Below are 22,609 nucleotides of genomic sequence, written 5' to 3' on the forward strand. Positions count from 1 at the left end.
CTACACCTGGCCTTTCTCCGTCCGGCTTCCGATCATCGCAATCCGGCCTCCGTACGTCTCTTGCAGTGTATCCGGTACAAATACTTCACTTGTCGGCCCACCTGCCACTAGTCGTCCATTGAGTAGCAACACATGGTCGAAGTATTCCTCGACTGTCGCCAGATCATGGTGAACGACCAGTACGGTCTTGCCTTGTTTCTTCAACTGTTCCAAAAGCGAAATGATCGCTTTCTCTGTGGTGGCATCCACACCTGCAAATGGCTCATCCATGAAATACAGATCTGCGTCTTGCACGAGTGCCCGCGCCAGAAAGACACGTTGCTGCTGTCCACCGGACAGCTGACTGATCTGGCGGTACATGTAATCACCCATGCCGACTTGCTCCAGGCAGTGTGCCGCCAGGTCCCGCTCCTTTTTCCCCGGACGACGGAACCAGCCTAGATGACCATACCGTCCCATCATCACCACATCAAGCGCATGCGTAGGGAAATCCCAGTCCACCGATTCCCGTTGTGGCACATAACCGATGCGGCGACGTTGTTCCCTGTACGATTGTCCGAAGATCCGTACCTCACCATGCATCTTCGGTACGAGTCCCAGAACAGCTTTGATCAGGGTCGATTTCCCCGCACCATTCGGTCCGAGGATTCCGATGAGTTGTCCTTCTGGGATATCGAAGGATACGCTGCTAAGCACCGGCTTTTTGTGATACGCAACAGCCAGATCCCTCACACTAAGAGGAGCCGATGTTGGCTGCGTTCCCTGCAAGTGGCTATTGTTCAGATTTGTAGGAGTTTGTTTCAATAAAGTTGTATCTTCCATAATCCTGTACTCCTCTCTTCATGTGATTCATTATTTTAGGGCTTCTACAATCGTCTCAACATTGTGGCGAATCATACCGATGTATGTGCCTTCTTCCGTCCCCTCAGCCCCCATGGCATCCGAGAACAGTTCTCCACCAATGTTGACCGTATGTCCTTTTTGAGCTGCTCCGGCAATGATGGCTTCCATCGCTTTTGCAGGCACACTCGATTCAACAAATACTGCTTTGATATGGTTATCTACGAGATAATCCCGCAGTTCGCTAACATCTTTTGCACCGTATTCGGCTGCTGTACTGATGCCCTGAAGCCCCATCACTTTCATGCCATAAGCCTGACCGAAATATCCAAATGCATCATGCGCCGTAACCAATACCCGGCTTGCTTCCGGAATCTCCAGAATCTTCTCACGCACCTCGGCATCCAGTACTTCGAGCTTCGCCAGATACGCCTCTGCCTGAGCCTTGTACTCTTCCGCATGGTCCGGGTCCGCCTCCACGAGCGTATCGCGTACGGCTTCTGCCGCATGCATCCAGTGGCTGACGTTAAACCAGACGTGTGGATCATATTCGGTGCCGCCTGTATCTTTGCCTGAGTGTAACTCCTCAACTGGAATAGTCTCTGTAACAGCAGTAACCAGCTTGCTTGAGGACATTTTCTCCAAAATGTCTGTCATTTTGCCTTCAAGGTGCAGTCCATTATAGAAAATGACTTTTGCTTGTTCCAGCTTGCGAATATCACCTTGGGATGCCTTGTACAAGTGGGGATCAACTCCCGGGCCCATTAGCCCGGTAACATCAACATATGCCCCGCCTACCTCACGTGCTACGTCAGCGATCATTCCCGTTGTAGCGGTTACTTGTAGCTTGCCACCACTGCTCGTCTCTGCATCACTGGAACATGCCGTAAGTACAACAATCAGAACCAGAGCGGCTAGCGTAATGAACCCCCTCTGAATACTCCTCATTTTCACCATTAACAATTCAACCGTCCCCTTTCCCTCTCCTAAAATACTTGTCTACATCTAATTTTGTTGTACAAGGCATTAAGTTTTAATCAATACTAATAATGTTTCCCTTGTGCAAATTTTATCCGAAGCCAAAAAAAAAGGCAAGGGATTATTTCCCCTGCCTGTCCAAATTCATATGTTGTTCACTTCATTAACCTGTTAGATGTGATGTTAAAAGAGCTAACTTCCGCGAGGTTCTTTTGCATTACTCTTTGTCTTTCCCTTCGCCTTTCTTACCTTTCGGCGTTCCATCGAGACCATACACTTCATCATATGCATCGAAAATTTTCCGTGCTATTGGTGAAGCACTGACTGATCCGAATCCACCTTCCGGTACAACAACGGCGACAGCAAGCTTTGGATTATCTCGTGGTGCAAAGGCAATAAATACACCATTCTCTTTTTTGTTCGGTCCGGTCCCCTGCTCTGATGTTCCTGTTTTCCGTGCATAATCGTATGGGAAACCGTCAAATGAACTTACTTTGGTAACCATTCCTTTGTGCACTTCATTCCAGTGCGCCTCGGCAAAATCAACTTCATTAAGCACCTTAGGTTTGATCTCTTTCACCACATTGCCGTCCGCGTCACGGATTTCCTTCACCAGATGTGGTTCCATCCGTTTGCCCTTATTGGCAAGCATCGTCGTGTATTGTGCGAGTTGCATTGTAGTGTACTTGGCTTGCTGTCCAAAGGAGGCAAATGCCAAACGTGTTAGAGCTGATTCGTCATCATTATTATATTCTAGCCTACCCAAAAATTCATTAGGCAGATCTACACCAGTGGACACACCCAATCCGAATTCCTGCATGTGTTTGTGCCAGACATCGATGCCTTTCTCTGAGCCATAATTACGTAACAAACGTTTACCCACCATATCAATCATGAAGGCATTGGAGGATTTCTCAATCGCTCTTCTCGCCGTAATAGAACCATTATATGCAGAATGCGAGTTCTTCACTTGTCGTCCGTCTTTTCCCAAAACCGCATATCCCTGATCATGATAGGTCTCTCCTGCTGTAAATAATCCCTCTTTCAATCCAATCAACACACTTAGCGGCTTGATTACTGATCCAAGAAGTACAACGGATTCCGCCCGACTAGGCTTGGCATCATTCGGTGGGAACGACTCGGTGGTTCCATTCCGGAACACATATTTGATTTTGTCATAATCCCAATCGTTCGGATCATAGTCCGGCATACTTGCCATAGCCACCACATTACCTGTATCCACTTCCATGGCTACTGCGTATCCGGTAATTGCCTTCGGAAGTCTGCGCAATTCGTCCGTTATCGCCTCTTGTGCGGCCATCTGAATTTCCTTGTTAATGGTGGAGACCAGACTGTAGCCTTTCTCAGGTGGAGTTTGTAACATCGTTCCATCTGGCAGATTACGTGCGTCAATATCAATGGATTGGTAACCGCTTCGTCCACGGAGTTCTTCCTGGTATTGAAGCTCCAGCCCATCGAAGCCAACCTTTTCTTCTTCATGGTACACAAGACCAGGATCACGCTGGGTACTTGCCCCCTCACGGATGGCCTTATATTTGGCAATGGAATCTGGTGCTCGCTTGAACTCTCTTGTGTAACCCACAACCTGAACGGCTACACCATCCGGGTCATATTTTCTTATGTTTTCTTCCAGTACCATAACGCCCGGATAATCCGCTTTTTTCTCCATGAAAAAGGCAATTTCTTTGGTCGATAGATCCGACTTCACAAGCCTCGGCACATACCCAAACGTTTTCTGGTAATCCAGATCCAATCGTTTGATGATCTCTTCCCCGTCCGGCTGCTCCTTGTCCCCTGGATTAAACTGCTTAAACACAGCCGCCAGATCATGAGCCAGTTCCTCTGCTTCCTGTCTACGTTCATCATTCCGATAATCCTCATATAACAGCACATACAGGGACTGTACAGGTTCGGAATAAGCGAGCGCGACTTCCCCTGTCGCATCATAGATGGGACCACGAACAGGTGCGAGTGGAATGTCTTTGGTATTACGACTCGTTTCCATATACGTCAGTTCAGGACCCTCCACAAACTGCACAAAGGCTAATCTGAAAATAAGGATACTGAATATGACAAATGCCGCGAAAAAAAACAGATTCAGCCTTGCGGTGGAAGGCTTGTTGACGGGTGTATCTTCCTCAGTCATGGGTTTCTTCCTCAATCGGTTAAACATGTTTTAAGCCTCTCCCGTTCCTCTATAAAAATAAAATATTTAATCCGTCTTGTGAACGTGTTCAATCCAATATTTAATCCTTTCTCATACAAGTCTACCAAAGGTTAGCTGTCACGTCTTTCAATATTTGGTTACATTTTCGTAAACAGAACCGTTACACTACCCAATCTACCGATCCCAATGTAAACACTGACATATCAACGTTATCCCGTTCCCCAGATCGCGTTTACCCTTCCTTTATATAAACGTGGTACAGCTCATATGGTTACATATTAATGCAACTAATTAATTCACTCTTACGATCCATTCTCCACGTAAAAACAAAAAAGAGGACCCATGAAGGGTCCCCTCTGTAACCAATGCCTCACATCACTGTGTGCCTGATCCCGATTCTGAATCTTTATTTTTGTCTTTTTTCGGTACACCGTCGAGACCGAATTCCTCGTCATAGGCATCGAAGATCGCACGTGCAACCGGAGCCGCACTGCTCGATCCAAAGCCCCCTTCGGGGATAACCACAGCGACAGCAAGCTTTGGATTATTACGTGGTGCATAGGCGATAAATACACCGTTATCCACCAGTTTACCGCCTACTACCTGTGTCGATGTTCCTGTTTTTCTGGCAAAGTCATAAGGGAATCCGCTAAATGCAGATACCTCGGTTGCCATGCCTCGTTGTACTTCATTCCAGTAGGCATCGTTAAACTCCACCGTGCTGAGTACCTTAGGTTTTACTTTCTCGACCACGTTGCCTTCCGAATCCCGGAACTCTCTAACCAGTTGTGGCTCCATCCGCTTTCCTTTGTTCGCCAGCATTGTCGTGTACTGTGCTAACTGCATGGTTGTGTATTTTCCCTGCTGTCCAAAGGAACCATACACGAGACGAGTCAGCGAGCTTTCCGTGTCGTTCATGTAATCCCGTATCCCCAGGAATTCATTCGGCAGATCAACCCCTGTAGATACCCCAAGGCCGAACTGCTTCATGTATTCATCCCATTTGTCAATTCCGGTCGCACCGTATTTTGAGTACATCTTCTTCCCAATCTCATCAATCATGAATACGTTCGAGGAATGACGAATCGCATCACGAGGATACATTGCACCATACACATGCCCTGATGAGTTCTGCACTCTGCGATTGTCCCCACCAAAGGTCGTTGAACCTCTATCCGAATAAACCGTATTGGTAGTGAAGAAACCTTCTTTCAAACCGATCAAGACACTAAGCGGTTTGATGGTGGAACCGAGTAACACGATCGATTCAGCTCGCTTTTTAGAGTCATCCGGAGGGAATGAACGAATCGTACCATTTTGATACACATATTTGATATCATCATACTGATCATTTGTGATACTGCCTGTTCTCCAGATGTTGGTATCATAATCTGGCATACTGGCAGCAGATACGATTTTCCCGGTATCCACTTCCATCGCAACTGCAAATCCGGTCTTGGCATTCGGATGTAATCGACCGGAAACTTGATTCCGATGAAGCCAACTCAACTGATCCAGAATGGCCTGTTCTGTTTTCACCTGAACGTTTTTGTTAATGCTGGAAATCAGGTCGTAACCTTTCTGCGGCGGGGTAGAGCCTGCTACACCTTCAGGCAAGTTACGCAAATCAACATCAACCGATGTATATCCACTTTTGCCGCGGAGGGCATCCTGATATTGCAGCTCCAGTCCATCAAAACCAACGAATTCGTTCTCTGTATACACCAGGCCCGGATCCGTTTGCGTTTTATTGGCCTCGTCCACCTCTTTGTATTTGTTCAAGGACTTCGAGCTTCTGAACTTCTTCAGATAACCGATGGTCTGAACCGCTACCGTATCCGGATCGTAGAATCGTACACTCTCCTCGACGATCTGAATACCTTTGAACTCGTCCTTGTGCTGTAGGAAATAAGCAACTTCTTCCTCGGACAGATCACTCTTGATCAGACGTGGCATAAAACCGTTCGCTTTGCGGGAGTTCAAGTCCATCTCTTCAATAATTTTTTCCACCGTAAGTGACTCTGAATCCTTCAGCTTGTACTGTTCAAACACATCATGCAACCGGGTTGCAATATCCTGCACTTCCCCTATGTTAGGACTCGGTTTCCCATCAACATCCCCATAGTTTTTATAAAGCGTCAGGTAGAGAGACTGAATGGGCTTGGAGTACGCCAACTTCACCTCACCTGTGGAATCATAGATCGTGCCTCTCACAGGAGGAAGTGGTACATCCTTGGTAATGTTACTTGCTTCTTCCTGGCTAAGTTCAGGCCCTTCCACGAATTGCAAAAAGGCCAAGCGTACAATAATAACGCTAAAAATAACAAAGGAAGCGAAGAAAAATACGTTCATTCGGTAACTGAAGCGCCGTTTGTCCGTAAGTTCATCCTTCTCATTGGAATGTTTTTTCATCCATCCTACCTCTTTCATGACTTGATGCATACCGCTCAAACTGATTCTTCGCGGCATGATAACCTGGCAACGTCGTCATATTCCGGACCCATGTCCGTTGTATTGCTAAGCTGATTGATCCTTTAGATGGGTGTCGGCAAAATTCGGAGGATTAAACCAGTCTCCACTGATCGCCCATGTCGGGTCAAGCGGAACCCAGCTCTCGGAACCACTCAAATACACCTCATTCCACGCATGCGGACCGTACCCTCCCTGGCCGTTATAACCAAGTCCTGTAACAACTTTGACTTCAAGTCCTTGTGAACGGGCCATCACGGCATAAAGACGGGCATAATCAATACATACGCCTTTGCGTGTATCAAATGTATTCTGTGGATTTTGTTCATGCCATATGCCCTTTTGCTCATAGTCATCCACTTTACCATAGTCATACTGAATACGTGAACCTACCCAGTCGTAAAGCGCTCTTGCTTTGGCTTCATCTGTCGATTGGCCTTTGACAATCTCACTCGCTGCAGATTCAATATCCGTCGGAATATTGTGGTCGATGACTTCATATTTGCGTTGCAGGATGCCGCCCAGTTCCTTCTGCACAGCCTGCGTAAAGACGGGTAGCTTGTCCTTGATAAACGTGCCAGACAACGGTTCGATAACCGATTTGGCCCCTTGCATATAGATCGGGGATGCTTCCACATATCGGCTGAACATGCTTCCAGGGTAAAGACTGACAATCATGAACAAAACTGCGATGACAATCATTCCGCGGACGGAGCCTATGATCGTGCCAATGAATGCACCCGTCAAGCGACTAAACATACCTTTAGGCGCACTTTCCTCGGATGACCTCTGCCTGCTACTAAAAATAAATGAAGAGAGAAACCCGAGAATCAGTCGGATGAGTCCATAGCTAAGTACAAACAATACAGCGAACCGCATCAGCGGAAAATCTGCAATCGCCGTAACCAACGTATAATACATCTGTTCCCACCGGTTCAACTCACGGTTAGGCATGGCTGAAGCATACTCAGACAGCCACTGCTGTACATATGGCGCAAGCCACAACGTTAAACCGATCGACAACAGAATACCGATGACCGCCATAATGCCATCCATCAGGAACCCAAAGAGTCTGCCTGCTGAACGCGAAGCCCCTCTGGACCAACCCTGCAATAATGAAGCAGCCACAATCAGCAACAGCATAATCGTGATGCCATTCAATTCCTTCAGGCTGTCCAGCCAATTCTGCAGCACGTACCGATTCCCCCTTTACTACGATGCTGGTGCTGTTTTGTTCTCCTGTGCCTGTTCGACAAACGTACGTATAGTTTCATTGTCGAGTTTCCATTCGCCAAGTGAAATTCCGCGGAAGGTCACATCAACTTTATCCGATTGAGTTCTGCCCTTAATCTCCACATTGGGACTTGTGATGGTGAACGCTCCATCCTGTCCTTTGACGTATTTCGCTTTGGAAGCCTCCTTCAGCATCATGCTGGTTGCTTCCTTCTTCAATGTGTCCATCGTGCTGGATTGTACGTCTGTCACTGTCTGTTTGATCTGATCAATGGAGATGCCGCTGTATATCAGTAGAGCCGCAATAATGATGATGGCAATCGCCCATTTCAATACGGTTTTGACCACATTCAGAACAAAGAACAATATGATCAATGCAACCACGATCACCAGCCAGTTCTGCATCACAAACTCTTTGATTACTTCTATGTTCATGACTACACCTTCCGTATTAGAATTCATTCGTAACACTCCCGAATATTATACATGATTTCCGAAGCTGCTGTCAGCTAAGCCCTCTCCCTTAAAAATAAACGGTCTAAGTTCGTCCCGCCGGGCGTACAAGTAGTACCATGAGGTTCTGCCGGGCGAACGGGGAACACGTTCAAGACCTGTAGTTTGAACATGCATCGCTTAACAAGGAGGGGCTTATGTGAAAACGGCCATCTGGCTATACCTGTTTTTGTTCCTTGCTGTATTTGATTTGCACGCCCAGTATCCCATTCTGACCCCTTTTGCCATCTCGCTGGGAGCCGCCCCTACTTTCATTGGCTGGATGATGGGCATCTATTCCTTAACACATCTTCCTGGCAATCTGATTGCTGGAACACAAATCGATAAACATGGGAGTCGCCGCTACATTGTATTCAGTCTGCTCGGAGCAGGATTCATCCTGCTCTTACAAGCCTATGTCCAGACACCATGGCAACTGCTGGCGTTGCGTTCCATCAGCGGGTTTGTACTGGCCTTCCTGTCTCCTGCATGTCTCGCCCTGCTTGCACAGTTATCCAGCGATCCGGTGAAACAGGGGAAGTATATGTCGGGTCACGGGGTAGTACATACCCTCGCTTCTGTTGTATCGCCAGCAGCCGGTGCGATCATTGTGGGTTCCATGGGATTCTCTGCTACATTCTCAGGCTTGGGTTATCTGCTTATTCTCACAGGTGTCATTGCTTTCATGACGATGCCCCGTGGTATCGTCAAACAGCAGGAGAGAGTAACGGTACCTACTAAACCTGACGCTTCACCAGCAGATGCCACAAGTGCATTCCTGCCGGTGTCCTGGCGATACTTTGCTTTGCCTCTGGTGATTGCCTGTGCCCAAGGGATTCTCTTCTTCGAATTACCCCTGCGGGGCGGAGGACAATCGTCCATCATGTCTACCGGACTGCTGTTCTCTATAATCAGTATTGGGGCACTCTTCACCCTCAGCATGTTATTTCTCAACCGGTATTCCCCCAAGCTGCGTCTGGTTGCGGGCGTGCTGTTAATGTCCTTGTGTTTTTTTGTGATGGCAGCCATTCCGCAAGTTCCGTTGTCTACTGTATTATTTGTACTTGGGATGTCCAAAGGCATCATCTTTCCAGCTATGGCAACCCTATTTATCCGTCTGAGCGGAGGAAGCAAGTTGGGCCGCATTTTCTCGCTGCAATCCATAGCCACCTCCATCGGCTCTTTCATCGGCCCCATCACAGCCGGGCAACTTCGTGTCGGGTTATCACCCTATTTCATCGCGTTTCTTTTGTTAATGATTGGTATGCTACTGCTTCCATACTATACATCCAGACGCGAAGCTCCCCTGTCCGATCCGAAAAGTATATTGAATTAGGTCTGTATCAAGCTCTTCTTCCCTACTGTTATGACAGCAATTAGGTCTGTATTTTCATTAGCTTTGCATCATTCCCCCATTTACAGCTAAACTATATAAAATGGACTAACGTTTTACACGTTAATAAAAGCTAACTGGGAAATCTATCTTATACAATCACCGAAGGTTTTATCTTATTGAAGATCATTAAGGTTGAACAATTAGCCAAAAGTAGTGAAGGGGACGGAATCGATTTTGAAGAAGCGGTAGCGTTCGCCTTTGTCTCCAAATATTAACTTTATAAAAGCAAATCAGAAATATATGGAGACAACAGCGATCGGAAGAACGATCCGTAACCGGAACGGCCACTTCAAGCTATTACTGACCTAATGATGCACATAAAATAAGATTTCAGAGAATTGTCTTGATGGGTTGTTCTATCCAGTTAGCAGTCGTGTAAAGAAAGGAGTCCATTTTATATAATCAGTCGATTTTCGCTGCAACATTTCCCGGGGAATGTCGACATAAGCTCTTGAACAAGAGGTGAATATCATGCCTATTCATGTCATTGTGGAAGGTAAGAATGACCGAAGCAAACTGAAACGTCTGGTTGGACCCGAAATCAACATTCTATGTACGTTTGGAACACTTAATTCCCTCAAGTTGGAGACCCTGCGCAAGCAAGTCGGTTACGACGAAGTCTTTTTATTTATGGATAATGACAGTTCCGGCAAAAAAATTAGAGGTGTACTTCGGGATGCTTTCCCGGATGCAGTACAGATGTATACACGACGAGGATATGCGGGTGTAGAAGGAACACCTGATGAGTATATCATTGCCCAGCTGGAAAAGGCCGGGTTAGAGACATACATCCAATACCCTGAACATCCTTCCTATTAAAATGAAATACCAAAAGGCTGCCTTTGGATTGATATCCAACTTGAAGGCAGCCTTTACAGTATGATGATCAGATGATTATTCCTTAATCAGATTGCGAATATCCTCGGCAATGACAGCAGGCACAACGTCCTCTGTATTAAATGCATTATATACCTTGCGCAGCTGGTTGTTCTCATCCACCAGACCAATCATATTCATATGGGCAAAATCGTCCTTACTCTCCCCATCGATCAGGATCTGGAATGATTCCCTGGCAAACTGTTTGGTTTTGTCCATATCGCCTCGCAAGAAGTACCATCCGGAATAATCCGCGTGGAAGCGGTCCGCAAACGTCTTAATCTTCTCTCTTGTATCGACTTTCGGGTCGAATGAAATAGATACAAATGAGACATCTTTACCAAAGGTGTCGTCCTCTTTCAACAGATCCTGCACCTGGGATAACGTAAAGGTCGTAATAGGGCAGACATCCGGACAACTGGTGAAATAAAAGTAGAACAAGCGGACTTTCCCTTGCGTATCCTCCAGCGATACTGTACTGCCATCTACATTTTCCATAGAAAAGGATTGGATTTCACGAATCTCGGGTAATTTTTCCTTACTGGCAAATACGGTGCCCCACATCAGATACACAGCCATAATAAGTGCGAGCCCGAGCAGCATCCATGTCCATTTGTACTTTTTCAGCATCTTCCTCGTCCCTTCTGTATCTTTTCTTATGAATACGCATACATATGTGAATCCAAAATCACGTTCGTTTCGCTTTATCCATCTACTGTGACATATGTATTCAAAGAAACCTACTTTTTATGAGATTCTATATTATTGTAACGGTTTAAAGGAACAATGCCCATAAATTATTTTAGCATTGTATATCATTCGAATAGTATCGTACGTTCTCTGGCGATTTTCTCACTGTATCCGATATAAAGTTTATCATAGGAAATGCCAAAATAGTTTGACAAACTACGTACATTTATTGGGTATGGCACAGGAAATTGTCATAACTTTGAAATTAGGGATGTTTTGCATCCTGACAAACGGATATTATACACTATATATGGGTATCACCTAGATAGAGAAGTAATATGCCTTAGAACGATATACCACACAAAGGAGACGTTTATGGATACCTCTACACATTTTGTCATGGGGATTGGTCTAGCCGGTCTGGCTTATGTCGATCCTGTCGTCGCGGCGAGTCCCATGCTTGCAGCTGCGGTAATGGTTGGCACGATCGCCGGTTCCCAGGCCCCTGACATTGATACTGCGTTACGTCTCAAAAGCAATTCGCTTTACATTCGGAATCATCGGGGCTTGTCACACTCTCTGCCATTTCTCCTGTTATGGGTTTTGCTCATCACCGGCGTCATTGCACTGATATTCCCTGGTGTCCCTATTGGACACGTTGCCACCTGGACCGCTGTGGCCGTAGGCTTTCACGTATTCACCGATCTGTTCAACACCTACGGAACCCAAGCCGCCCGGCCTTTTACGGAACGCTGGATCGCCTGGAACATCATTCATATTTTTGATCCGTTTCTATTCACTACACATGTCATAGCTATCCTGTTATGGGCCTTTGATCTGATCGCCCCTGCACCACTCTTCGTTACGTTGTATAGTTTGACCGGTTTATATTATATATGGCGAACGATTGCTCGTGCACAAGCAGTCAGAAAAGTTAGACGTCTCGACAACAGCCCAGAGCAGGCAAGATACATCGTCATTCCAACGATATCCTGGAACCGCTGGCATGTGGTCAAACGAGTTGAGGACGGCAGTTATGTGATCGGTAAAATGGATGGTTCTAATCTGGTATGGAGTCTGCACGCCTCGTCTTCTACTCACGCGGCCGTTGCTGCTTCACGCAAATCGCCGGAAGTCAGTGCCTTCCTCTATTTCACCTCCTATGCGGTGGCAGAGGTTGAAGAACTGCCTGCCGGTTACAAGGTCCGCTGGGCAGATGTACGTTATCGACACCGGAAACAATATCCATTTGTCGCTGTGATTGTGATGGATCGGAATTTTGAGACGATTGATACGTATGTAGGCTGGTTAAGCGATGAGAAAATGGATAAAAAACTTTTATCTGCACGCCCTTGACGAAGTGAGCATGGCAAGGCACAATCAGACATAGGAACTGATACGCGAGAAAGCCCGGAGCGTTTCCGCTCCGGGCTTTCCGTTTATCCTGTTTTGTTGCTGTTGGTTAAAATAAATTATTTGCCAGACCCAGCCAGAGACTGCTCAGCGATTTGTACCAGACGTTTGGTGATATATCCACCCAAAGATCCTGTTTCACGGGAAGTGTAGTTACCATAGTAACCGTCTTGTGGGATAGTTACACCCAGTTCCTGTGCAGCCTCGATTTTCAATTGTTGCAGTGCTGAATTTGCCTGAGGTACCACCAAGTTGTTAGAACGAGATCCTTGAGCCATATTTATAATCTCCCTTCAATCTGTGTCTGTAATGTAATTGCAAGCTTGCAAGATTATTATGGCTCGTAGGCTACAGGTTATACGGAGTTTTACTAAATTTGTAGATGGAGGTTTTTCCCAATGAGTAAAGGCTTGTCTTTATGGTTCGCATTCTCTTCGATTATCTTGTTAACGGTTTCAGCAATTATGATCTCCTACTCCGGTTGGTTTGCTGCACTACTGTTTGTCCTGTCCATTGCCAACATTGGCTGGGGATTTGTGATTCGCGCCAAAAAAGAACGTCAGGAAGTTCGCTCGGCTGCTTCAGAGCCCACTTCTTGAGCAGGTCATTTGATAGTTCAATAATGAACGCATGAATAAAGAGGAGTCCTTCAATAGGGCTCCTCTTTATTTATGTTAACTATTCATTGCATGAAATGAAGATCTTTGTTCACGACTACTGTTTACGTCTCGGAACAAATCCCATACGCTCTTTCACTGCATCCAACGTTTGAGCAGCAACTTCTTCTGCACGACGGGCTGACGTATCCAGAACATCCGCCAATTCGCCAGACTCACGAATCTCATTATATCGTTGTTGCAGCGGTTCAATCACAGATACAACCACTTCAGCCAGTTCCTTTTTGAATGGACCGTACATCTTGCCTTCATAACGCTCAGCTACTTCCTTAAGCGTCATACCTGCACATTCAGCATAGATACTCATCAGATTGCTGACTTCCGGTTTGTTTGCCGGATCATATACGACTTCACGTCCCGAATCTGTAGTGGCACGGCTGATTTTTTTGCGAATCACATCCGGCGGATCCAGCAGGGCAATATAGCTGCCAGCGTTAGGGTTACTTTTGCTCATTTTCGAAGAGGCATCATCAAGTGACATTACCCGTGCACCCACCTGCGGAATATACGGATCTGGAATGGTGAAGTACTCCCCATAACGGTGGTTAAAACGTCCTGCCAGATCACGTGTCAGTTCCAGATGCTGCTTCTGGTCCTCACCTACTGGTACAAGGTCAGCATTGTATAACAAAATATCAGCCGCCATTAATGATGGATACACAAACAGTCCGGCACCAACCGAATCTTTACCGGATGATTTATCCTTAAACTGAGTCATGCGTTCAAGCTCACCCATGGAGGTCAGCGTTGTCATCAACCATCCCAATTCCGCGTGCTGCGGTACATGGGATTGCAGAAATACGTTAGATTTCGAAGGATCAATACCTGCTGCAATAAACAGTGCAGCTACCGCTTCCGACTGTTCACGCAATGCTGCTGGCTCCTGAGCCACGGTGATGGCATGAAGATCAACCACCATGAAATAACATTGATAGTCATGCTGGAGTTTTACAAAATTTTTGATTGCACCAATATAGTTGCCCAATGTGAGCTTACCGCTTGGCTGAATACCTGAAAGTACTGTTTTCATTACACATAACGCCTCCCTGATTGTATATAAAAAAAACTCCTGCCATTCTCTGCGAACGCAAAAAGGCCCCACATCCGCAAGGGACGTGAGACCGTGGTGCCACCCTTATTCGCTTTTCTTCGATTGCTCCTGACCCTGAATCAAGTCAAGCCGAAGAAATGCCTTCATTGTTCCGTAACGTGGATTATACGGCAGACTCTAGTGGGGCAAGCCCATCTCTGGCTTAACCTGTTCAAACCTACACTCAAGGGTCCATTCGGTAAAGAGCTCACACCGGTTCACATCAACCACCGGCTTTCTGGAGAGGATTCTCTTGGCCTACTTATCCCTGTCATCGATTTCATGTCATTTAATTCTAATAAATGCTTTTAGAGTTCCATCTTAATGCGCACAGGCGTGAATGTCAAAATGAGTTGAACTTTTTTACCCGAGACATCAAAATCTGTTATGATGGAATTGCTTATCCTGTTGCCTGCTTCACACGAAATAGCGCAGGAAATCGCTGGCATGTACACAACGACACGCCTGCAGCAGTAGCTTCATCACAACTGCTTGCAGACAGATTTCAAGTGGGAAAAGGAGCATCGATATGAAACAAGTGACCAAAGGCCAATGGAATGGTTACGACACGTATATCCTACATAGCCGTGAATTGGAAATCACCCTGCTGCCGCGTCTTGGAAATAATATTATTTCTATTCGCGATTTAGTGCAGGACAGAGATGTCGTCCGCCGTCCGGATGAAGACGATCTTGCCTTTTATCTGCAGAAGCCGTACCATTTTGGCGTTCCTCTCCTGATTCCACCAGGGCGCATTCATCGTGGACAATTCGAATATGAAGGCGTTCGTTACCAGTTCGATCAGAACACGGCGAATGACAACCATATTCACGGTCTCCACCGTACCCAATCCTGGTGTGTCAGTGACATTGAGGAAGATGAAGAAGGCTGTGCAATTACGACTGAATTACTAACCGAAAATGAAGAGCATTGGATGGCCCAATTCCCGATTCCCCTAAAACTTGAGATGACGTTCAGTCTGCAAAACGCTGTATTTAGCCAGCGTCTGAGAGTCACCAATCTGAGCTCAACACCTGCTCCTTTTGGGATGGGATATCATACATGGTTTTTGTTAGACGGCAAACCTGCCGACTGGACACTGCAACTGCCTGTTTCCGGAATATACGGACAGAATGAAGAACAACTACCGACAGGTGAACTGGAATCCCTGGGTGAATGGTCTGCTCTGAACGAAGGTATCAATTTGCAGGGACGTAACTGGGATACCCTGTTGAAAGCTACCGAAGGTGAACCGGCTACGGCTTACTTACGCAGGCAAGATGGGTATACATTGAAATATTCAGCAGATGAAACATTTTTCAAACATTGGGTTCTCTTTACCAAAGGTGAATCCGATCAGTTCTTGTGCATTGAACCGTACACTTGGCTCCCGGATGCACCTAATTTGGCTTTATCAGATGAACAAACCGGGTTGATTCGCTTGGAACCGGAACAGCCTGTTGAGTTATTTACACGTATTGAGGTTATACCTCCTACAGACTAAGCGAGCTGATCATGCTCTATTTTGCTTTTACGCATATCACCCTATATTTTGATATCCAAATACAACTTGCCGACCCGCATTGGGTCGGCTTTTTTATGTGTCCTGTGCACTGATAGTTATCCATATTTTCCCTTACGCCATATCATGTATATTTCCGTATTCTCTAACCATACTAACATCACCAACCCATAAGGAGGTGACACATATGTACGGAAGTCAAAACCAAGGTAGCGGTAGCCGCTCCAACAACCTGGTCGTTCCCCAAGCAACAGCAGCATTGCAACAATTGAAAATTGAAGCTGCTCAAGAGCTGGGTGTAACTATTCCACAAGATGGTTACTACGGTAACTATACTTCCCGTGAGACAGGTTCTCTGGGTGGATACATCACTAAACGTCTGGTGCAAATCGCTGAGCAGCAATTATCGGGTCGTTCGTAAGCTCGTAATTATTGCTTGAGCCTAAGCAGAATCCAAAAGTAAAAGCGGCCTTCTTCGGAAGTGCCGCTTTCTCTTGTGCAACGAATTATGAGCTCGACTCCATATCTGAATCCTTGTATGTATTGGTTCTAGGGTAACGAATCATCAGGCTCGCCATATTGTAATTAGACTCCATTGTTGCATCTACCAAAATCATACCTTGTCTTACTGTGAAGTCGTACGATATTTCGCCATGTGTCCAATTACGTTTGAATTTCAACGTCTCCAGTGCCATTGCCCGGAAAGAAGTTCTCTGGGTTTCGTTTAGCCCCCCTTCCTCCATATCCATCTGCCCATCTCGTCCAGCTATCGGATTATGTCGAATACCGAATTTCCCAATTACGTTGTTTCGTATTTGCACAAAAACTACCCCTGAATCTAACCCTGACAACTCATGATCAAGTTCTTTGAATACCAGATCCAACTGTCTCGCTAATGAAAGCTCATCAATTTTCATATTAACACTCTCCTTATATGCTTATAGTCCTATACAGCAAGGACTTACGACTCATTATATGACATCATATGTGCTCATTCAACAAAGAACGGCAAAGTTGGGTATTTCTAACTATGATTTGCACAATTAATTGCCATTCCGCTCCCTTAAACTGAGCTTTTTCAATTAATTACGACAAAATCTTCGATAATCAAAAATGAGGATTCTGTACAAAAAAAGGCTGCAATCCTGTGTCTGTTAACACGGATTTGCAGCCTTTTCATATATATTCAACCTATTATTCGGTTGCTGTCATCTGCAGAAACTGCTCAATATCGGCAATAACCAAGTCCGCAGCATTTTGCCAGAATTCCGGTTGTGTCAGGTCCGTACCCAGATGTTTCTGAGCAAGTTCTTCGACCGTCATACGCCCTGTATCCCGCAACAAATCATCATATTTATCTGCAAATGCTGTACCTTCCTGCTGCGCTCTTGCATAGATTCCCGCACTGAACATATAACCGAACGTGTATGGGAAATTATAGAATGGCACACCTGTCAGATAGAAATGCAGTTTGGATGCCCAGAAATGAGGATGATCTGATGCAAGCACACCGCAGAACGCTTCCTGCTGCGCCTCCACCATTAATTTGGATAATTCATCCGCGTTGACCAAGCCTTTTTTGCGTTGTTCGTAGAAACGATTCTCAAACAGGAACCGGGCATGGATGTTCATAAAGAAAGCCACACTTCGCTGTATCTTGTCTTCCAGCAAAGCCAGCTTCTCTTGCTCATCTGTTGCCGCCTGCACCAGGGCATCTGCTACAATCAGTTCAGCAAACGTGGACGCTGTCTCAGCCACATTCATCGCATAACGTTGATTCAATGCAGGCAACTCTTCCATAATGTGTTGATGATATCCATGCCCAAGTTCATGCGCAAGAGTCGACACATTAGATGGTGTCCCGGAGAAGGTCATGAAAATTCGGGTTGCTTTGCTAAGTGGCAAAGACGTACAGAATCCGCCTGGACGCTTGCCAGGACGGTCTTCTGCTTCGATCCAGCGTTTCTCAAAAGCCATCTCTGCAAACGAGGAAAGTTTAGGACTGAACTTGGCAAACTGTTCAACAATATTGATGGCTGCCTCATCGTAAGTGATTTTGCCACTTGATTTACCTACAGGTGCATCTACGTCGCTCCAGCTGAGCTTGTCTACCCCCAGCAGTTCTGCCTTGCGCTCCAGATATTGAACAAGCGCAGGTTTGGCACCGTTAATCACATCCCACATCGTATCCAGTGTCTGACGTGACATCCGGTTGATGGCCAGGGGTTCTTTGAGGATATCATGCCAGCCACGTTTCTCATATAACTTCAGACGGAATCCCGCGAGGTGATTCAGCGTGTCAGCGCAGAAATCTTCGACATCGGTCCAAGCTTGCTCCCAGTTTGCGAATACCGTCTCGCGTACATTCCGATCACTATCGCTCAGCTTGTTGGCAGCCTGTCCTGCGGAGAGCATCACCGTTTCCCCATCTTGCTCAAATGGAATGTTCACCTTGCTGACAATCGTGTTATAGAATTTGCCCCAACCATGGTAACCATCCACACCCAGATCCAGTGCAAGGCCTTCCAGTTCAGGCGACAGCTTCTCACGAGCCAGCGTGCGACTCTCGTTCAGTACAAATGCCAGCGGCTGAATATCTTCCCGAGCAATCCAAGCGTCCCACACCGAATCCGATGTCTGACTGAGTGTATTATCAAACTTCGATTTGCTGCCGTTCAGCATCGCTGAAATAGAACTGATGGCGCCTTGAAGCTGCGTTGCCTTTTTGTCCTTCTGGTTTTGCGATGAGAGGCAGGATACAAACGCAGATCCTTCCGATATGCGGATATAACAGCTTTGCAGTAGTTCCAAAATCGGATCAAATGCAGCCGTCTCTTTTAATGAAGTCGGTGCATCTGTTTCGTTCAACAGATGTTGCAGTTTACGTACATCCTCTTCCAGTTCAATCAGATACGCAGCAAATGTCTCGGAGGAAGAACCTCCACTAAAAATGGACTCCAGGTCCCATACGGGGTGTAATGGCGTTTTCATTTAATAAGGCACCTCTCTCTATAAATTGGATGGTTAGGATTGAATTAAAAACTGGTTTTCTGTGAGCCATATCTCTATACTAGAGAAATAGCTACAGAGGTTGTTCAAAAAGCCCACTTTTGATTACGAATCATGCCTAACGGCATCATCAGCATCGAATATGAAATTCAGCCGAAATGTCCGTTGCTCACGTAGTTTGCCTACGCTCCGCTACTCCATTTCTAGCTTCATTCCATCTTCTCGGTACTGAAAACCAGACTTTTTGAACATGTATTCATAGTAACTTTCAGGAGGTAAACGTATGAAACCTTTACAAGTATCGGCTGATACAGCCGTCAAATTAGCAGAATCCCTGGGCGTACCTTTGGAGCACCTGATGCACATGCCCCAACATATCCTGATGCAGAAGATTGCGGAACTCGCCAAACAAGAAGCCTCCAAACCTTCCGCACCAGAAGGCGAACAAGAATGATTCCGTTTGAGAACAGCTGGCCTTACGATATTGTGATGGGAGACATCTATGTACAGCAATGTCCCTACTGTCATGCAAGCAACGTGCTGCTCCCCCTCAAACCCAAAGAGCTTGTGCTCATTCGCGAAGGCAAAAAGAAATTACTGGTCTTTCCCTGCTGTAATACAAGCATGACCGTGATCGACAACGACAGTGACTATTTGTTATCCAGCCGTCCTGTCCGTAACTAATGTAAGATCAACCTAGAGGGGGCTGCGCTTTGCAGCCTCTTTGTCTGTTTCCAGCATCTCTTCAGGGAGTTCCAACTTACTTGAAATCATCTGCTCACGCAGCACGGCCCACTGTTCCCTTGAAGCACGAATCATGGCCGCATCTGTGATCCGCTTGTCATGAATGACCTTGCTGAACCATTGCACTGCTTCATTAAACCGGCCTACCCTGCGGTTCAATTCCCCGAGCAAATACAACAGTTTGGCTTCATTGCCACCCGTTCCTTCACGTTCGAACACCTTCACATAGGCTTCCAGGCTAAATTCAAGAAAACGATGTTCCTGTGCATGGTCCTCCATATAACGATACAACCAAGCTATATGATGCAACAGACCAGCAACGACACGATCTTTCTCCTGGATAACCTGTGCGCACAGCAAGGCAAGCTTGTACGTTGCCAACGCCTGTTCCAGTGTTCGTGCTCCGCTATAATCACGTTTAACCCAGCGGTTACCGATCTGTTCCTTAAAAGCCTTGCGCTGAGCATCATTTAAATGCTCCGTTGCGTTCTCCGTCGTGGCAAACCCGCACTGCGGACAGATGCGAACCACATAAAAATCTGGATTCTCCAGCTTGTAGTAAGCACAAAAATCCGAATCCGTCCGGTAGGGCCTTTTCAAACTCGGTCTTACCCGTGAGGTTTCATACTCGGTTTCGCAATAATGGCAGGTCACCTTCACCTTATACAGCGGCTCTAATTCCAATTTCTTCCATCCCTCTCCCGTACGCTTGTAATCATATTCGGATCTACGGTGTATTCACAAAATGATGTGCAGGCCCGGATAAACGCTGCAGGATAAACGCATGCAAGGGCTCCTCCACACCAATCTGTGTTAAGGCTTGATCCATACATGCAAGCCACGCCTCAGCCCGTTCAACAGTCACTTCAAAATGCATATGACGGGCACGCATCATCGGATGTCCAAACGCCTCGGAAAACAGCCCTGGTCCTCCAAAAAACTGAGACAAAAACATATACTGCTTGTCGATGACCGGCTGAATATCTTCCGGGAAAAGCGGAGCCAGCTGCTCATTCTGCTGAACGATCGGATAGAAAGCCTCGACCAGTGCGCGAACACCTTTCTCACCGCCAAGATTGTCATAAATGCTTAAACTGGGATTCATTCGTCTGATTCCCCTTTCTGATGTCGAATTTTGCCATATATTACACGTTCCGTGAACATTGTGAAAACAGTAACAATATCCAGGCCACAAAAGCCTTTATCTCCATTCTATCAAAAAAAACCAAAAAGTCCTATATAACATGAAATCATCAGGACATGTAACCTGCCATCTGTATATAGGACCTTATTCGAAACATAACACAAAAAAAGCGCCAACCGCTTGGGTTGGCGCACTAGTATTTCATTAATAACTCCGCCAGTCCTCTTCCTCAGAGCGTACCAGCGAGGCACGTATCACATATACAAAAGCACAGACCAGGATTCCGGTGACAAGACTCATGATCATCACTCCATCCGAATTGAATTCCACCTTGGAGACAATTAGGTGACGTTCAGGCGTTTTTCTCATTTTAGCACACATCACTCAAAAACACAGCCACTTTTGCAAGCGCTTTCTAAGTATAATTTTGTACTGTTTGTCCACTTTTTTTCATATATTGATGGCAATAACATCACAGACTTCCGCACACCGACCATTCCAAATATAAAGGAGAAGAATTCATGGCTGCTTCACAACGACTCACCCATGTCCTGGTCACAATCGCTCTCCTGATCCTTTGTGTGTTAATGGTCTTGTATCCAGCGGAAACCTGGCATGCAGGTGTACGTGGACTGTCCATCTGGTGGGACGTATTGTTTCCCTCCCTTTTTCCTTTTTTGGTGCTGTCCGAGCTGCTGCTCGGCTTTGGCATTGTTCATTTTCTAGGTACCTTGCTGAATCCACTGATGCGTCCATTGTTTCGTGTTCCCGGAAGCGGTGGTTTTGTATTTGCCGTGAGCTGTGCATCCGGTTATCCTACAGGGGCGAAACTGACCGCTCAGTTATGGGAACAAAAGCTGGTTACCCGGGAAGAAGGAGAACGGCTCGTTGCCTTCACTACATCATCCGATCCGATCTTCATGATTGGAGCGGTATCGGTTGGATTCTTCCATAATGTCGCCATTGCTCCAGTATTGGTTGCGAGCCATTACGCTGCAGCTTTTCTGGTGGGTATGCTCATGCGTTTTCACGGGGGTACAGCAAAAGGCTCACACCCAGACAGTTCTTTTGGATCTCCATCGGAGGGGATACCTAGAAACAGACTGGTCCGGGCCATCTATGCGATGCATGAAGCAAGAAAAGCTGACGGACGGGCATTTGGTGAACTGCTGCGCCAGGCAGTCTCCTCATCCCTTCGCCTTATTATTATCGTAGGAGGGCTGGTTGTATTCTTCTCGGTCATGATGGAGCTACTTGTCCAGACCGGTTGGCTTGGCGGATTATACGGGATAACCGAGCAATTGTTACGACATAGCGGACTGCCTCCATCCTTATCTCCTAGCTTGGTCGGTGGGCTGTTTGAAGTAACGCTGGGGAACAAAGAGGCTGGGAGTGCCGGGGCATCCATCCCACTCGTCTATAAAGTAGCAGCAGCAGCCTTTGTTCTCTCTTGGGGTGGATTATCCGTCCATGCACAGATTATGAGTGTTCTTAGCAACACACCCATGAGATACGGTCCATTTCTATTTGCCAGAGCAATCCATGCGCTAATCGCACCTATGCTGGTCCTGCTGTTGTGGACACCCCTGATGGGGCGTTCCTCTTCACCCGTTCTCATGGAGCCCGGTTTCATCCCATCGTTATCAACGTATACACCGGACTGGGGACTGATTTTCTTATCCGGAATGATTGTTTTTGTAAGCCTCATCGTGTTGTTGTTATTCCTTGCGATATTAAGTTCCATTCTCAAGCCTAGACGACATACCAAAAAATAAGTGAACGATTCATCTATATTTAACTGAATATGCGCCCAAACGTTGTGTTCTTCCGCGGAATTGATTATCATCG

General features: G+C 46.3%; 23 protein-coding genes and 1 other annotated feature. Of the genes, 9 read left to right on the forward strand and 14 right to left on the reverse strand.

Features of this window, described 5'->3' with window-relative positions; all coding sequences use genetic code 11:
- From MHI55_RS25885 to MHI55_RS25910, 6 genes are all read right to left on the reverse strand, one after another.
- A complete protein-coding gene (locus tag MHI55_RS25885) occupies positions 1-822 on the reverse strand; it encodes a metal ABC transporter ATP-binding protein (protein ID WP_340387520.1) in 822 nt (273 codons plus the stop codon).
- Positions 823-852: 30 nt separating this feature from the next.
- A complete protein-coding gene (locus MHI55_RS25890; protein WP_127548191.1) occupies positions 853-1,797 on the reverse strand; it encodes a zinc ABC transporter substrate-binding protein in 945 nt (314 codons plus the stop codon).
- A 238-nt stretch (positions 1,798-2,035) separates the two neighbouring features.
- Complete coding sequence (locus tag MHI55_RS25895; RefSeq protein ID WP_340387522.1) at positions 2,036-3,985, reverse strand: penicillin-binding protein 2; 1,950 nt, start codon at positions 3,983-3,985, stop codon at positions 2,036-2,038.
- A gap of 396 nt (positions 3,986-4,381) precedes the next feature.
- Positions 4,382-6,418: a penicillin-binding transpeptidase domain-containing protein gene (locus MHI55_RS25900; RefSeq protein ID WP_101314214.1), complete on the reverse strand. Its 2,037-nt coding sequence runs from the start codon at positions 6,416-6,418 to the stop codon at positions 4,382-4,384.
- Between the two features lie 105 nt (positions 6,419-6,523).
- A complete protein-coding gene (locus tag MHI55_RS25905) occupies positions 6,524-7,669 on the reverse strand; it encodes a transglutaminase domain-containing protein (RefSeq protein ID WP_101314213.1) in 1,146 nt (381 codons plus the stop codon).
- An 18-nt stretch (positions 7,670-7,687) separates the two neighbouring features.
- On the reverse strand, positions 7,688-8,170 hold the full coding sequence (locus tag MHI55_RS25910; RefSeq protein WP_174806458.1) for an ATPase: 483 nt from the start codon (positions 8,168-8,170) through the stop codon (positions 7,688-7,690).
- A gap of 190 nt (positions 8,171-8,360) precedes the next feature.
- On the opposite strand from MHI55_RS25910, the gene MHI55_RS25915 reads away from it, so the two are divergent.
- On the forward strand, positions 8,361-9,536 hold the full coding sequence (locus MHI55_RS25915) for an MFS transporter (protein ID WP_340387524.1): 1,176 nt from the start codon (positions 8,361-8,363) through the stop codon (positions 9,534-9,536).
- A 531-nt stretch (positions 9,537-10,067) separates the two neighbouring features.
- A complete protein-coding gene (locus MHI55_RS25920) occupies positions 10,068-10,415 on the forward strand; it encodes a toprim domain-containing protein (protein WP_036605733.1) in 348 nt (115 codons plus the stop codon).
- A gap of 75 nt (positions 10,416-10,490) precedes the next feature.
- Here the strand turns inward: MHI55_RS25920 and MHI55_RS25925 are convergent, their stop codons facing one another.
- Complete coding sequence (locus tag MHI55_RS25925; protein ID WP_036605732.1) at positions 10,491-11,102, reverse strand: SCO family protein; 612 nt, start codon at positions 11,100-11,102, stop codon at positions 10,491-10,493.
- A gap of 435 nt (positions 11,103-11,537) precedes the next feature.
- Here MHI55_RS25925 and MHI55_RS25930 point away from each other — a divergent pair, with 435 nt between their 5' ends.
- The gene (locus MHI55_RS25930) at positions 11,538-12,518 is read left to right on the forward strand and encodes a metal-dependent hydrolase (RefSeq protein WP_036605731.1); all 981 of its coding nucleotides are present in this window, start codon (positions 11,538-11,540) and stop codon (positions 12,516-12,518) included.
- A gap of 116 nt (positions 12,519-12,634) precedes the next feature.
- Here the strand turns inward: MHI55_RS25930 and MHI55_RS25935 are convergent, their stop codons facing one another.
- On the reverse strand, positions 12,635-12,853 hold the full coding sequence (locus MHI55_RS25935; RefSeq protein WP_017692386.1) for an alpha/beta-type small acid-soluble spore protein: 219 nt from the start codon (positions 12,851-12,853) through the stop codon (positions 12,635-12,637).
- A gap of 120 nt (positions 12,854-12,973) precedes the next feature.
- On the opposite strand from MHI55_RS25935, the gene MHI55_RS25940 reads away from it, so the two are divergent.
- On the forward strand, positions 12,974-13,174 hold the full coding sequence (locus MHI55_RS25940; RefSeq protein WP_017692385.1) for a hypothetical protein: 201 nt from the start codon (positions 12,974-12,976) through the stop codon (positions 13,172-13,174).
- A gap of 115 nt (positions 13,175-13,289) precedes the next feature.
- Here the strand turns inward: MHI55_RS25940 and trpS are convergent, their stop codons facing one another.
- A complete protein-coding gene (trpS, locus tag MHI55_RS25945; RefSeq protein ID WP_340387526.1) occupies positions 13,290-14,282 on the reverse strand; it encodes a tryptophan--tRNA ligase in 993 nt (330 codons plus the stop codon).
- 76 nt (positions 14,283-14,358) lie between these two features.
- Positions 14,359-14,626 (reverse strand) — a binding site (T-box leader).
- A 245-nt stretch (positions 14,627-14,871) separates the two neighbouring features.
- On the opposite strand from trpS, the gene MHI55_RS25950 reads away from it, so the two are divergent.
- Together MHI55_RS25950 and MHI55_RS25955 are read left to right on the forward strand one after the other, a co-directional pair.
- Positions 14,872-15,846, forward strand: a complete 975-nt coding sequence (locus tag MHI55_RS25950) for an aldose 1-epimerase (RefSeq protein ID WP_036605728.1) — start codon at positions 14,872-14,874, stop codon at positions 15,844-15,846.
- A gap of 205 nt (positions 15,847-16,051) precedes the next feature.
- On the forward strand, positions 16,052-16,285 hold the full coding sequence (locus MHI55_RS25955) for an alpha/beta-type small acid-soluble spore protein (RefSeq protein ID WP_047841310.1): 234 nt from the start codon (positions 16,052-16,054) through the stop codon (positions 16,283-16,285).
- A gap of 85 nt (positions 16,286-16,370) precedes the next feature.
- On the opposite strand, the gene MHI55_RS25960 is transcribed toward MHI55_RS25955, so the two are convergent.
- Both MHI55_RS25960 and MHI55_RS25965 read right to left on the reverse strand, forming a co-directional pair.
- Positions 16,371-16,781: an O-methyltransferase gene (locus MHI55_RS25960; protein WP_076319832.1), complete on the reverse strand. Its 411-nt coding sequence runs from the start codon at positions 16,779-16,781 to the stop codon at positions 16,371-16,373.
- Between the two features lie 277 nt (positions 16,782-17,058).
- A complete protein-coding gene (locus MHI55_RS25965; RefSeq protein ID WP_340387528.1) occupies positions 17,059-18,855 on the reverse strand; it encodes a M3 family oligoendopeptidase in 1,797 nt (598 codons plus the stop codon).
- Between the two features lie 301 nt (positions 18,856-19,156).
- Here MHI55_RS25965 and MHI55_RS25970 point away from each other — a divergent pair, with 301 nt between their 5' ends.
- Together MHI55_RS25970 and MHI55_RS25975 are read left to right on the forward strand one after the other, a co-directional pair.
- The gene (locus MHI55_RS25970) at positions 19,157-19,327 is read left to right on the forward strand and encodes a YycC family protein (RefSeq protein ID WP_017692379.1); all 171 of its coding nucleotides are present in this window, start codon (positions 19,157-19,159) and stop codon (positions 19,325-19,327) included.
- Positions 19,324-19,557, forward strand: a complete 234-nt coding sequence (locus MHI55_RS25975) for a hypothetical protein (protein WP_017692378.1) — start codon at positions 19,324-19,326, stop codon at positions 19,555-19,557. The genes MHI55_RS25970 and MHI55_RS25975 overlap by 4 nt, the downstream gene beginning before the upstream one ends.
- Before the next feature lie 12 nt (positions 19,558-19,569).
- Here the strand turns inward: MHI55_RS25975 and MHI55_RS25980 are convergent, their stop codons facing one another.
- The 3 genes from MHI55_RS25980 to MHI55_RS25990 form a co-directional block, all read right to left on the reverse strand.
- Complete coding sequence (locus tag MHI55_RS25980) at positions 19,570-20,301, reverse strand: DUF2225 domain-containing protein (RefSeq protein ID WP_076254604.1); 732 nt, start codon at positions 20,299-20,301, stop codon at positions 19,570-19,572.
- Between the two features lie 43 nt (positions 20,302-20,344).
- Positions 20,345-20,722 carry a globin gene (locus MHI55_RS25985; RefSeq protein ID WP_076254602.1) on the reverse strand — a complete coding sequence of 126 codons (378 nt, stop codon included), beginning with the start codon at positions 20,720-20,722 and terminating at the stop codon, positions 20,345-20,347.
- Between the two features lie 243 nt (positions 20,723-20,965).
- Entirely contained in the window at positions 20,966-21,130 is a 165-nt protein-coding gene (locus MHI55_RS25990; protein WP_155984997.1) for a hypothetical protein, read from the reverse strand.
- Positions 21,131-21,282: 152 nt separating this feature from the next.
- Here MHI55_RS25990 and ylbJ point away from each other — a divergent pair, with 152 nt between their 5' ends.
- A complete protein-coding gene (ylbJ, locus tag MHI55_RS25995) occupies positions 21,283-22,536 on the forward strand; it encodes a sporulation integral membrane protein YlbJ (protein ID WP_047841314.1) in 1,254 nt (417 codons plus the stop codon).
- Positions 22,537-22,609 lie beyond the last annotated feature (73 nt).

The sequence above is a fragment of the Paenibacillus sp. FSL E2-0151 genome, from assembly GCF_037993015.1.
GTDB lineage: Bacteria > Bacillota > Bacilli > Paenibacillales > Paenibacillaceae > Paenibacillus > Paenibacillus amylolyticus.